Below are 13,418 nucleotides of genomic sequence, written 5' to 3'. Positions count from 1 at the left end.
GGCGGGGATCGGGCAATGAAAGGGCGTCATCGGTGGGGGCCAAACCAACGACCCTGTTGCAAACCGCCGTAAAACAATTTCATCTGGCCGTTGTGACGCCATATTCCTGGCGTTCCATGCTATGCCATGTCCCGTCCCTTCCCCCGCATTCCGATCCAGATGCCGCGCATTTCCGCCCTGCTGTTCGCCACGGGAATTCTCCTGGCGCCCGCCGCCCTTGCCGCGCAGGAAGGGGCCTCGCCCCCTGCCGCCCCGCCGGGACCGGCGGATCGACCGGAGACGCGCCCGTTCGAACTGACGGGCGTGGAGATTTCGGCCGAGCGCGACAAGCCCCAGGCCTGCTTCGCCTTCTCCCGCCCCCTACCGCGCCCGCGGGGTCGGGTGAGCGAGCTGGCGCGCTTCGTGACGATCGAGCCGGGCCAGGGTGTGACCATCGCTACCCGCGATCAGAGCCTGTGCCTGGATGGCTTGAAGCATGGCCAGCGCTATGCCGTCACCATCAATGCCGGCCTGCCCGCGGCGGGTGCGAAGGAAAAGCTGGCCGACGCCATCACCCGTGATCTGGCTGTGCCTGACCGCAAGCCCAGCCTGTCCTTCCGCGGCCAGGGCTATATCCTGCCCCGTGTCGGCGGCGATGGCTTGCCGCTGCGCAGCGTCAATGTCGCCCGCGCCCGCCTGACCGTGCTGCGCCTGAACGACCGCGCGCTGGTGGAACAGATCTATTACGGCCGCTCCAACCAGAGCATGACCGATTTCGAGATCGGCGACGTGCTGGACCAGAAGGGCGAACGCGTCTGGAAGGGCGAAATGGCCATCGGGGGGGAGCGCAACAAGACCGCCTCCATCCCCTTCCCCATCGACGCCGTGATCGGCACCCTGCCGCCCGGCGTCTATGTCGCCGTGGCGGAGGATGCGGCCCTGTCCTTCCAGGCCTGGGACAAGCGCGCCACGCAATGGTTCGTCGTGTCCGACCTGGGCCTGACCAGCTTCAAGGCTGGCAACGGCCTGTATGTCTTCGCCCGCGGCCTGTCCACGGCCCGGCCGCAGGCCGGTGTGGAACTGCGGCTGGTGGCCCGCGACAAGCGTGAACTGGGCCGCGCCGTCACCGGCCCCGACGGGCTGGCCCGATTCGAGGCCGCACAGATGGGCGGGGTGAACGAAGCCGCCCCCCAGGCGCTGTTCGCGTCCAGCCCCGAAGGCGGCTTTTCGCTGCTGGATTTCGGGGCGCCGGCCGTGGAACTGGCCGGCAAGGGCGATGGCGGCCGCGCCGTGCCCGGCATTGCCGATGCCTATATGTTCCCCGAACGCGGCGCCTATCGCCCCGGTGACCCCGTCTGGCTGACCGCCCTGTTGCGCGATGTGGATGCCCAGGCGCTGTCCGGCCAGAAGCTGACCTTCAAGGTGGTCCGCCCCGACGGGCTGGAGGTGGAACGCCGCCTTGTCGATGATGCCGGCGGCGGCGCGCATGTGCTGCGGGCTGAACTGCCGGCCAATGCCCCGCCCGGCCGCTGGACGGCCACGGCGCATCTGGACCCGGGCGGTCCGGCCGTGGGCCAGACGAAGTTCAATGTCGGGGAGGTGGCGCCGGCCCGCGTGGAATTCACGCTGACCGCCGACCGCGCCCGCATCGGGGCCGATGGCAAGCTTTCCTTGTCGGTCGATGCCCGCTACTTGAATGGTGGGGCCGCCGGCCTGCTGCCGGGTGAGATGACCGTGATCCTGCGCCCGACCGACCGGTCCTGGCCAGGGCTGGAAGGCTATCGCTTCGGGCTGGCGCAGCAGGGGCTGGCGCCGGAGAAACGCAGCCTGCCCGGCTTCACCACGGGGGCCGACGGCAAGGTACAGGTCACGGCCGACCTGGGCAAACTGCCGGAGACCAGCCGCCGGATGGAGGCGGTGCTGCGCGCCACCCTGCATGATGTCGGCGGCCGGTCGGTGGACAAGGAACTGCTCCTGCCGGTGGCGCACCAGCCCTTCGCCCTGGGCCTGAAACCGAATTTCGGCGGCGACGCGGTGCCGGAAGGGGCCACCGTGTCGGTCGATGTGGCTGCCGTCTCGCCCGACGGACGGAAGATCGCCCGCAACGGCCTGTCCTGGGACCTGTTCGAGGAAGAGTACGATTACGAATGGTACGCGGCCGATGGACGCTGGGAATACCGCACCATCGTCAAGGACCGCCGCCTGACGGGCGGCAGCATCAATATCGACGCCGGCAAGCCAGCCAGCATTGAGGAACAAGTCCGCGCCGGCCGCTATCGGCTGGAAGTATTCGACCCGGTCACGGGCATTGCCTCATCCCTGCGCTTCTCCGCCGGCTGGTGGGTATCGGCCAAGCTGGGCGACACGCCCGACGCGGTGGAGGTGAAGGTCCAGGACCCGCTGCACAAGCCGGGCGAAAAGGTCCGCGTCTTCGTGCGCCCGCCCTATGCCGGCACCGTGGTCCTGGCGCTGGCCGACCGGTCCATCCGCCACACGCTGGTCAGCGAGATCGGGACGGAGGGCGCCTTTGTCGAGTTACCGCTGCCCGCCGACCTGACGGCCGGAGCCTATGTGCTGGCCACCGCCTTCGCGCCCGCCGATGCCGGCAGCCGCACGCCGCCGCGCCGCGCCCTGGGCATGGGCTGGGTCGCTGTCGATCCGGCCGACCGGTCGCTGTCCGTCGCCATCGACGAACAGTCGGCCGTGCATCCGCGGGGGTCAGCCCACCTGCCGGTCACCGTGACGGGGGCCGAGCCGGGATCGACCGTGCGCCTGCTGGTCACTGCCGTGGATGAGGGCGTGGCCCGCCTACCGGAGACCCAGGCCGTCGATCCCGTCGGCTGGTTCCTGGGCAAGCGCCGGCTGGCCGTGGAATTGCGCGATGTGTATGGCCGTCTGGTCGGCACGAATGAAGGTGGTGTGGCACCAGCGTCGGTCAGCGCCGACAATGGCAAGGGTGCGCGCATCACCACCGCGCCCCGTTCCGGACCGGTGACGGCGCTGCATTCCGGCGTGGTCACGGTGGGCGCCGACGGCAAGGCCGATGTCGTGCTGATCCTGCCCGACATGGCCGGCCGCCTGTCCCTGACCGCGATGGCCTGGACCGACGCTAAGGTTGGCGTGGGCAAGGGGTCGCTGGAGGTGCGCGACGACATCGCCACCGACATGACCCTGCCGGGCTTCCTGGCGCCGGGCGATAAGGCGCGCATCACGCTGTCGCTGGAGAACCTGTCCGGCCCGGTGCGCGGCACCTACAAGGTGTCGCTTGCGGCCGAAGGGCCGGTGAAGCTGGAAGGCGGCAAGGCCGAGACCAGCTTCCAGGGGTTGGCGCGGACCCGCAAGGTCACGCTGGACCGCACGCTGGTGGCGGGCGACCCCGGCTATGGCGTGCTGGTGGTCAATGTCGCCGGGCCGGAAGGCTACAGCCTGACCCGGCGCTTCCCCATCAATATCCGCCCGGCCCATGCCGTGGCGGCCACCCAGGCGCGGGGCACCATCGCGCCCGGCCAGACGGTAAGCCTGACGGCGCCCAAGCCCGAGGGCGCCATCGCCGGCACCTCATGGAAGCTGGCCATGGCCGGCACGCGCGATCCGCTGGACGCGCTGTCGCACCTGCTGCTGATCGATGCGCGGCCCTTCGGGTCCGCCGACCAGATCGCCGCCCGTCTGCTGCCGCTGGCCGGTGCCAATGATTGGGTGAAGGGTCTGGGCCTGCCCGCCGATGATAAACTGAAGGCCAAGGCCGACGATCTGGTGGAACGGCTGATCGGGCGCCAACGGGCGGACGGCGCCTTCTCGCTCTGGGCCCATGATGGCGTGGCCGACCCGTGGTTGACTGCCTTCGCCCTGGACGTGCTGACCCGCTCGCGCGAAGCCGGGTTCACCGTGCCCGAGGATGGCTATCGCCGGGGCATGGACTGGCTGGTCCGATCCATCGGCAATAGCTGGGTGGAGGATGCGGAGCTGCCGGCCCGCGCCTATGCCCTGTATGTGGCGGCACGCGCCCGGGCCATCGACGCCACCCCGCTGCGCTTCTTCCAGGAGACGTTCCAGGCCAGGGTGCCCGCCCGTCTGGCCCGCGCCCAGATCGCCGCCGCCTTCGCCATCCTGGGCGATGGGCAGCGGGCCGGGGACATTCTGTCCCACCTGGACGATCCCCTGCCGGGCGTGGCCGGCATCCGCGATTTCGGGTCCCCCCTGCGTGACCGCGCCGCGACCCTTGCGCTGCTGATCGCCGCCAATGCCGATCCCGCCCGTATCCAGGCGGAAGAAGCGGCCCTGTCCGCCATGCTGCGCGACCCGGCGCTGGTGGCCACGCAGGAACGTGCCTGGTTGCTGCTGGCGTCACAGGCGCTGGCCACCCGCGGCACCGCCTTGAATCTGATGGTCGATGGCCAGCCGGTGACGGGCGACAAGCCGCTGCTGCGTCCCCTGGCCGACGGTGTGGCCCTGTCCGTCGCCAATCGCGGTGAACAGCCGGTACGCACCCTGGCCACCACGGCCGGCATCCTGTCCACACCGGATAAGGCGGAAGCGGCCGGCGGCCTGACGCTGACCCGGCAGTTCAAGGATGGCAAGGGCCGGCCCGCCAATCTGAAGAGCATCCGCGCCGGCGACCTGCTGGTGGTGGTGCTGGAGGGCAAGGCCGACCAGCCGCTGACCGGCCCGCTGCTGCTGATCGATCCGCTGCCCGCCGGCCTGGTGGTGGAGAATGTGCGTCTGGCCGGCAGTGCGCAGTTGGGCGACCTGTCCTGGCTGGGGACCCTGTCGGAGGCGGCGTTGGTGGAGTTCCGCGACGACCGGTTCGTGGCAGCCCTGGACGGCATGCCGGACAGCGGCAGCTTCCGTCTGGTCTATCTGGCGCGCGCCGTGACCCAGGGCAGCTTCACCCTGCCATCCGCCCGGCTGGACGACCTGAACGATGGCGGCCGCTTCGCCCGCACGGCGGCCGGCAGCCTGACCGTCCTGCCCCCGGCGCCGGTGGCACCGCCGCCACCGCCGGTTCCGGTTCCGGTTCCGGAAGTGGCGCCAACCCCGGCGCCGTAACCCGAATCCGGCCTACGACCTTGGTAGATGCGGCGGAAATGCACAGGGGGCCATCCTTCCGGAACCTTCATTTCGCACCTGCACTCGGCTAGGATCGCGCCGGTTTACCACTGTTCAGTTGCCAAGAAGGCCCGTGCCATGGACATCACCAAGATCCCCGTCGGCAAGAACCCGCCCTGGGACATCAACGTCGTCATCGAGATCCCGCAGGGCGGCCAGCCCGTGAAGTACGAGCTGGACAAGGACAGCGGCGCGCTCTACGTCGACCGTTTCCTGCACACTGCCATGTTCTATCCGGCCAATTACGGCTTCGTGCCGCACAGCCTGGCCCTGGATGGCGACCCGATCGACGTGATGGTGGTCGGCACCACCCCCGTGGTCCCCGGCGTCGTCCTGCGCTCCCGCCCCATCGGCGTGCTGATCATGGAAGATGATGCCGGCATGGATGAGAAGATCCTGGCCGTGCCGGTGGACAAGCTGCACCCGTTCTACAAGGACATCACCAGCTACCGTCAGCTGCCGCAGATCCTGGTCGAGCAGATCGCCCACTTCTTCGAGCATTACAAGGACCTGGAGCACGGGAAATGGGTCCGCATCGTCCGCTGGGACGAGGCCGACGTCGCCGCCAAGCTGATCGAGGAAAGCGTGGAGCGCTTCCAGAAGGAAGGGTGAGCCCACGCCTTCAAGGCATGCGGATTTGCAAAGGCCGGGCGGCGACGCCCGGCCTTTTTGCTGCCCGCTCGGCCGTTGTCACGGCTTTGACCTGCCCCCGTCCGCCATAATCCCGTTTACAGGATGACGCCCGACCGGCGTCCAGCAGACGGGGAGGCGGCATTGGCCAGCATCATCGGCGGAAGCAATCCCGAAGCCCTGACGGGGGACGCCGCGCATGACAGCATCAATGGTGGCGGTGGCAACGACACGCTGCGCGGCGGGGCCGGCAATGACACGCTGGTGGGTGGCGAAGGTTGGGACCAGCTGTTCGGGGAGGCGGGCGACGATGTGCTGGTCGGCGGGTCGTTCGACACGCTGACCGGCGGGGCGGGCCGCGACCTGTTCGTGCCGCGCGCCGAGGGACCCTATTACTTCGCCGCTGCGTCGGTGATCACCGATTTCGCCCAGGGCGAGGACCGGATTGACCTGTCGGTCACCGGCATCACCAACTGGGCCACCGCCCGCCTGTTCCTGCGCGAAGAGGATGCGGGCAATACGCGGTTCGAGTTGCGCGCCACCAACGGGCATGCAACGCTGATCATCAACCGGCCGCTCTCCAGCCTGACCGAAGCCGATTTCGTGTTCGCCACCGACAGCGGTGCCCGCAATCTGCTGGGCGGCACCGGACCGGATGATCTGGTGGGCGGGTCGGGGAACGACACGCTGGATGGCAGCCTGGGCGATGACAGCCTGATCGGCGGGGCCAGCAATGACCGGCTGGTGCTGCGCGGCGGCTTCGACGATGCGCTGAGCGGCGGCGGCCAGGATGTGTTCGTCCCGGTGCCGGCCGGCGGGTTCAGCACCCATCGTATCCTGGATTTCACGCCGGGCACCGACAAGATCGACCTGACCGCCTATGGCATCGGCAGTTGGAACGCCGTCAGCTTCCTGTTCAATGCCGACTATAACGGCACCGACAGTTCGGCCATCAACCTGATGCGCGGCGGCCAGACCATCCTGCTGTTCGATGGTGTGGAACGGTCGCGGGTAGTGCCCGCCGATTTCATTTTCGCCACGATCACCACACCGCTGGAGCTTTATGGCGGGTTCCAGACCGACCTGTTCGGCGGGCGGGCCCATGACCGGCTGCATGGCGGCACCTTCGCCGAGCGCATGTTCGGGGAGATGGGCGACGACATCCTCTATTCCGGCGGCGGGCAGGAGACGATGTCGGGCGGGCTGGGCCGCGATACGTTCGTGCTGGCCGATCTCAATTCGCCGGCCACCACCACCATCGTGGATTTCCAGCAGGGGCTGGATCGGATCGACATGTCCGCCATGGGCATCGCCAGCGTTGACATGCTGCGTTCCATCATGGCGCTGACGCCGGGGAGCAATGGCACCTTTCAGGTCGGCAATACCTTGCTCAGCCTCAACATCGCCCGCGACCGGCTGCGCGCCGATGATTTCATCTATGCCGCCGACCAGCCGGGGCGGCAGCTGGTCTCCAGCGGCGGCAATGGCGGGCTGATCGGGGCATCGGGCAATGACACCCTGATCGGCGGGGCCGTGTCGGAACGGCTGCTGGGCGGGGACGGCGACGATGTGCTGATGGACCAGGGCAGCCCCATCTATACCGGCAACAGCGACACGATGGTCGGCGGGGCGGGGCGCGACAGTTTCATCATCACCGATATGGACGGGCGCGACGTCATTACCGACTTCACGCCGGGCAGCGACCGGCTGGACCTGTCCGCCTTGGGCATCGGCAGTGTCGAGACCTTCCTGCTGCTGGCCGAATCGGCACGGGTCAGTGGGACGGCCACGACCTTCATCCGGGGGGCCCTGCCCTGGGATGGGGGCGGCGGGGTGGCGTTGCGCACCGACCGCGGCCTGATCAATCCCGCCGATATCGTGCTGGCCACGCAGACCAGCGCAGTGACGCGCCAGGCCGACGGCAGCACCGCTTCCGACCTGTTCGGCGGATTGGCGGGCGACGCCCTGACCGGTAATGGGGCCATCAACCGCCTGTTCGGCGAGGGCGGGGATGACACGCTGTCGGGTGGGGGCGGCAATGACCGGCTTTATGGCGGGGCCGGCATCGACACGGCCTTGTTCGCTGGCAATGCCGCCACCTACAGCTTCACCACCATCAACGGCATCACCACTGTCCGCCATGGCGGCGGAGTCGATGGGACCGACATTCTGATGGGGGTGGAGCGGCTGCACTTCGCCGACCGGGTGGTTACGGTCACCACAACCAATGTCCCCACCCTGACCATCGGCGGCTTCTATGCGCCGGAGGGTAACCGCGGCGACAACCCGATCGTGGTCGATGGGCGGGTGATCGGCTTTCCAGCGACCGCGGCCGCACCGCTGACCCTTCTCTATGAAGTGAATCTGTCCACCGTGGCGGCGGAGCCGGTGCGCTTCACCTTCACCGCCCAAGCGGAGGATGCCTCTACACCGCTATTCACCGCCAGCTACACCATCGCCGCCGGGGCGACCAGCATCGTGATCAGCCTGCCTTACGAGGTGGGGGACACGGTGCGGGGCACCGACACGCGCATCATCGGCACGGTCAGTGCGGTGCAGGGTGCCTTGTTGACCACGGGCGGGGACAGCGCCCGCAACGCCTTCACGGTTTTGAACGATGATTTCCAGGCGGATTTCAGCCTGTCGGCCTATCGCGCCATGAATGGCGACCTGGACCGGTTCTTCGGCGGCGATGATGGAAGGTTGCTGTCCCACTACATCACCAATGGCCGGGCGGAAGGGCGCCTCGCCCAGGGGTTCGATGCCGAGGCCTATGCGGCCCAGAACCCCGATCTCTACCGCCTGTTCGGGCTGGATGAACCGGCGCTGCGCCAGCATTATCTCAGCAGCGGGGTCTATGAGGGGCGGCCGGCGGAAGGATTCGACGCCGTCGCCTATGCCGCCCTCAACCCCGACCTCTTCACCGCCTTCGGGTTGAACCGACAGGTTCTGATGGACCATTACATCGTCCATGGCAGTGGCGAGGGGCGCTTGGCGTCCGGCTTCGATGCGCAGGCCTATGCCGCCATGAACCCCGACCTGTTCGCCGCCTTCGGGTTGGATGAGACGGCGCTGGTGGCGCATTTCATCAATCATGGCAGGGGGGAGGGGCGGGCCACCCTGGGCTTCAGCGCGCAGGCCTATGCCGCGCTGAACGGCGACCTGTTCGCCGCCTTCGGCCTGGATCCTGCCGCCCTGGTCCGGCACTTCATCAGCAATGGCCGGGCGGAAGGGCGGCTGGCCTACAGCCTGGATGGTACCGTGCCGGCGGCGGCCACAGACTTGGACATCCTGGGGACCGCCAGCAACTGGGGGCCGGACAATGGCGGCTACTGGTGACGGCGAACCGTGCTTGCATCGCGGGACGCAAAAGGTTTCCATGGCGGATTGAAACCGGAATGATCGGGGACGCGCGGTGGTTTACTCGGACGAGGGGCGGCACAGGGGCCTGCGCACACTGGTGGTGATCATCAATCTGCTGACCATCGTGGGCTTCGGCCTGATCGGCGTGATCATCGCCTATCTGAAGCGGGACGAGGCACGTGGGACGCTGTGGGAAACCCACTTCACCTATTATATCCGCGGCTTCTGGCTGGGCGTGCTGGGCCTGTGCATCGGCTTCGTCACCACCTTTATCTTCATCGGTGTGCTGGTGATATTCGCGGTCAGCATCTGGTGGCTGATCCGGTCGATCAACAGCCTGCTGAAGGCCATCGATGACCGGCCGATCCCCAATCCGGAAACGTGGCTGTTCTGATCGGTCGCGCCATCTGCAACCGGGGGGAGCGGATAAGAAGAACACATCACCAAAAATCCACCACCGATTGACGAACAATACGATCTTAATTCAATCGGTTTTATTGGTTGCGTTTTAAGTATTTGCTCGTCTACTAACAAATAATACTTAACTAGGAAAATATTTGGCGAGTTTTGGTTATTTTAGTTATTAAAGCAATAAACATAGCTATCTGAATATAATTATATTCATTTCTGCAACCTTTAAAATTTCACAAAACCTGTATATCGTCCGAAAATGCGACGAAAGCGATCGACATACACTTGAATCGCCTTCGCCATTTGATGCATTTTCAGGGTGGGCAGAATGGCAAATATTCCCGGAACGGGCGGCAATGATTCTCTGACCGGTACCTCTTCCGACGATTTCATCAATGGCAGCGGTGGGGACGACACGCTGGTCGGTGGCGGCGGCGATGACAGCCTGTCGGGCGAGGCCGGGAATGACCGCATGGCCGGCGGCACCGGCAACGACACGATGACGGGTGGGGACGGCAACGATATTTTCGTCCTGGAACGCCAGAACTATTGGTATGCCAACGACACCGTCACCGATTTCGCTCAAGGCCAGGACCGGATCGACGTGTCAGGCCTAGGCATCGTCAGCCTGTCGACGTTGCTGCTGCTGACCAGCGCCCGGCAGGCCACCGACGGCAGTCAGGTGACACGCGTGGTCACCAACTATACCGGCTATGCCAACACCCTGGATTTCGGGGCCAACCAGTCGCTGCTGACCAGCGCCGACTTCATCTTCGCCACCAACGCCAATGCCCAGAGCCTGACTGGCACGTCCGATCATGACGACCTGTTCGGCGGCAGTGGCACCGACACGCTGGCCGGCGGGGGTGGCAACGACCGTCTGTTCGGCGATGCCGGCAATGACCGGCTGGTCGGTGGCACCGGCAATGACACACTTTACGGTGGCCTGGGCAACGACGTATTCGTGCTGGAACGCCAGAACTATTTCTATGCCACCGACACCATCATCGATTTCACCCAGGGCCAGGACCGGATCGATGTGTCCGGCCTGGGCATCGTCAGCCTGTCCACCCTGCTGGCGCTTACCAGCGCCCGGCAGGCCACCGACGGCAGTCAGGTGACACGCGTGGTCACCAACTATACCGGCTATACCAATATTCTGGATTTCGGCGTCAACCAGTCGCTGCTGACCAGTGGGGACTTCATCTTCGCCACCAACGCCAACGCCCAGACCCTGACCGGCACGACCGACCATGACGATCTGTTCGGCGGCAGCGGCAACGACACCCTGGGTGGCGGCACCGGCAATGACCGGCTGTTCGGTGATGCCGGCAATGACCGGCTGGTCGGTGGCACCGGCAATGACACGCTTTACGGTGGCCTGGGCAACGATGTGTTCGTGCTGGAACGCCAGAACTATTTCTATGCCACCGACACCATCGCCGATTTCACCCAGGGTCAGGACCGGATCGACGTGTCCGGTCTGGGCATCGTCAGCCTATCCACGCTGCTGGCCTTGACCAGCGCCCAGCAGGCCGCCGATGGCAGCCAGATCACGCGGCTGGCAACCAATTACAGTGGCTATGCCAATATTCTGGATTTCGGGGCGAACCAATCGCTGCTGACCAGCGGCGATTTCATCTTCGCCACCAGTTCCAATGCCCAGACCCTGACGGGCACCAGTGAGCATGATGACGTGTTCGGCGGTACCGGCAACGACACGCTGGGCGGCGGCACCGGCAATGACCGGCTGTTCGGCGATGCCGGCAACGATCGCCTGGTTGGCGGCACCGGCAACGACACGCTGTATGGCGGGGCCGGCAATGATATCTTCGTGCTGGAGCGCCAGAATTATTTCTACGCGACCGACACCATCATCGACTTCACCCAGGGTCAGGACCGGATCGACGTGTCCGGCCTGGGCATCAACAGCCTGTCGACCCTGCTGGCCCTGACCAGCGCCCAGCAGGCCGCTGATGGCAGCCAGCTCACGCGCCTGACCACCAATTACACCGGTTACGCCAACATCCTGTATTTCGGGGTGAATCGGTCGTTGCTGAACAGCGCCGACTTCATCTTCGCCAACAACATCACCGCCCAGACCCTGACGGGGACCAATGAACATGACGACCTGTTCGGTGGCAGCGGCAACGACACACTGGGCGGCGGCACCGGCAATGACCGGCTGTTCGGCGACAGCGGCGACGACCGGCTGATCGGCGGTACCGGCAACGACACGCTGGTGGGCGGGGCTGGCAATGATGTGTTCGTGCTGGAGCGTCAAACCTATTTCTATGCGACCGACATCATCGCCGACTTTACCCAGGGCCAGGACCGGATCGACGTGTCGGGCCTGGGCATCACCAGCCTGTCGACGGTGCTGTCGCTGATCAACACCCAGCCCACCAGTGACGGTTCGCAGCTGTCGGTGCTCTACACCGCCCATAACGGCTATGAGAACGAACTGGCTTTCGCCATCAACAAGGGACAGTTGACCGCCGCCGACTTCATCTTCGCCACCCAGTCGGCTGCCATCAGCCTGACCGGCAGCAGCAGCGAGGATGACCTGTTCGGTGGCAGCGGCAATGACACGCTGGCGGGGGCCAACAGCCACGACCGGCTGTTCGGCGACGCGGGCGACGACCGGCTGACCGGCGGGGCGGGCAATGACACGCTGGTGGGCGGCCTGGGCCAGGACACGGCCGTGTTCACCGGCATCCGCGCCAATTACCTGATCAGCACCGTCAATGGCCAGACCGTCGTCACCGACCAGTCGCGCACTGACGGCACCGATGTGCTGGTCGGGGTCGAGACGCTGGCCTTCAGTGATCAGAATGTAACGCTGGATGTGCCGTCCCTGCCCGTCCTGACCTTCAGCGGCGGCACCGTGCGGGAGGGACAGTCGGGCACGTCCAGCCTGGTCTTCACCGTCAGCCTGTCATCCGTCGCCACGGAAGCGGTGAGTTTCACGGTGACCCAGGCGACCGGCACCGCCACAGCCGGTGTGGACTTCACCGCCCTGGCAGGCGTCGGCGGCACCATCGCCGCCGGGTCGCGCACGGCCACCATCACCCTTTCCGTGACCGGCGATACGCGGGTGGAGGGGCATGAGACGGTGGTGCTAAACCTGGGGCAGGTCAGCGGCGCCACGCTGGCCGGCAACGCCACCAGCATCAGCGCCACGGGCCGGATCCTCAATGACGATTTCCAGTCATCCTTCTCGCTGGACGCCTACAAGGCGCTGAACCCCGATCTGGTCAAGGTGTTCGGCAATGACGATGCCGCCTATATCCGCCATTACATCACCAACGGCCGGGCCGAAGGCCGCCTCAGCAGCGGTTTCGACGCCGATGCCTATGCGGCACTGAATCCGGATCTGTTCCGCGCCTTCGGGCTGAACGCCGATGCACTGGCCAGCCATTATCTCAACAATGGCCGTTATGAGGGCCGGGCGGCCGAAGGTTTCGACGTCACCGCCTACATCGCCTTGAACCCAGATCTCCAGGCCGTCTTCGGCAGCAACGCCACCGCCCTGGTCAGCCATTACATCACCAATGGCCGGGCGGAGGGTCGGCTGGCCGATGGCTTCGATGTCGAAGCCTATGCGGCGCTGAATCCCGATCTGTTCCGCGCCTTCGGGCTGAACAGCACCTTGCTGCTGGATCACTATATCCACCATGGCAAGGCGGAGGGCCGGGCCGCAGTCGGCTTTGATGCGGAAACCTATGCCGCCCTCAATCCCGACCTGCTGAACGTCTTCGGGCTGAACCATTCCGCCCTGATCGGCCATTATATCAATAATGGCAGGGCGGAAGGACGGCTGGCCTTCAATACCGACGGCATCGCCGCCACCTCTCCCCTGGACCTGGTCGGTGTGAGCGGCGGCACGGCGGCACCGGTCCTGTCCGACCTGGAGTGACAGGCCGGTA

5 protein-coding genes are annotated in these 13,418 nt (G+C 66.1%); all 5 read left to right on the top strand.

Features of this window, described 5'->3' with window-relative positions:
- Positions 1–126: 126 nt before the first annotated feature.
- The 5 genes from AC1Q7F_RS01295 to AC1Q7F_RS01275 all read left to right on the top strand — a co-directional run bounded on the left by AC1Q7F_RS01295 (position 127) and on the right by AC1Q7F_RS01275 (position 13,408).
- Positions 127–5,025 carry an alpha-2-macroglobulin family protein gene (locus AC1Q7F_RS01295; protein WP_492502998.1) on the top strand — a complete coding sequence of 1,633 codons (4,899 nt, stop codon included), beginning with the start codon at positions 127–129 and terminating at the stop codon, positions 5,023–5,025.
- A gap of 138 nt (positions 5,026–5,163) precedes the next feature.
- The gene (ppa, locus tag AC1Q7F_RS01290) at positions 5,164–5,697 is read left to right on the top strand and encodes an inorganic diphosphatase (protein WP_416571305.1); all 534 of its coding nucleotides are present in this window, start codon (positions 5,164–5,166) and stop codon (positions 5,695–5,697) included.
- Between the two features lie 162 nt (positions 5,698–5,859).
- Positions 5,860–9,054, top strand: a complete 3,195-nt coding sequence (locus AC1Q7F_RS01285) for a calcium-binding protein (protein ID WP_492502996.1) — start codon at positions 5,860–5,862, stop codon at positions 9,052–9,054.
- Between the two features lie 76 nt (positions 9,055–9,130).
- On the top strand, positions 9,131–9,472 hold the full coding sequence (locus AC1Q7F_RS01280; protein ID WP_492502994.1) for a DUF4870 family protein: 342 nt from the start codon (positions 9,131–9,133) through the stop codon (positions 9,470–9,472).
- 345 nt (positions 9,473–9,817) lie between these two features.
- Positions 9,818–13,408: a beta strand repeat-containing protein gene (locus tag AC1Q7F_RS01275; protein WP_492502992.1), complete on the top strand. Its 3,591-nt coding sequence runs from the start codon at positions 9,818–9,820 to the stop codon at positions 13,406–13,408.
- Positions 13,409–13,418: the final 10 nt, after the last annotated feature.

The sequence above is a fragment of the Niveispirillum sp. GW835-FHT14G11 genome (assembly GCF_058793615.1).
The sequence above is the reverse complement of the archived record's forward strand: the minus strand, read 5'-3'. Positions and strand labels throughout refer to the sequence as shown.

Coding starts and splice junctions, on each gene's coding strand:
- AC1Q7F_RS01295 (WP_492502998.1), top strand. CDS start 127: ATGTCCCGTCCCTTCCCCCGCATTCCGATCCAGATGCCGCGCATTTCC.
- ppa (WP_416571305.1), top strand. CDS start 5,164: ATGGACATCACCAAGATCCCCGTCGGCAAGAACCCGCCCTGGGACATC.
- AC1Q7F_RS01275 (WP_492502992.1), top strand. CDS start 9,818: ATGGCAAATATTCCCGGAACGGGCGGCAATGATTCTCTGACCGGTACC.